Source organism: Nocardioides abyssi (assembly GCF_030412915.1).
Lineage (GTDB): Bacteria > Actinomycetota > Actinomycetes > Propionibacteriales > Nocardioidaceae > Nocardioides > Nocardioides abyssi.
In genome coordinates, this window is the sequence record NZ_JAUHJR010000100.1 from 1 (window position 1) to 294 (window position 294).

The 294-nt window shown below is 68.0% G+C and carries 1 protein-coding gene; it reads left to right on the top strand.

Features of this window, described 5'->3' with window-relative positions; all coding sequences use genetic code 11:
- Positions 1–71 precede the first annotated feature (71 nt).
- Positions 72–294: hypothetical protein (locus QWY29_RS20070; protein WP_300963000.1), on the top strand; the 223-nt coding region annotated here is incomplete at its 3' end.

The following is a 294-nucleotide window of genomic DNA, read 5'->3' on the forward strand; positions in this document are numbered from 1 at the left end:
GCAGGTGGCGCAACCAGGATCTCGAGCAGGTGCGCAGCCCGAGGCGAGCGTAGGGCTGGGACGATGATCCGGTGGAAGAGCTGATTTCTCTGTTGGGCCACCGTGTTCGCCTCGTCGACCTGACACACCGTCTCGGACCGTCGCCGAGCGAGCCGGTACCCCCGTGGCTGGAGGCACAGACGCATGAGGAAGGCGCCGAGGTGTGGGAGGGCATGTTCGGCATCCCACGTGGGGCTCTGCCAGGCGGACGGGGTTTCGCCGGTGAGATGCTGCACCGGCTGTCCACGCACGCGG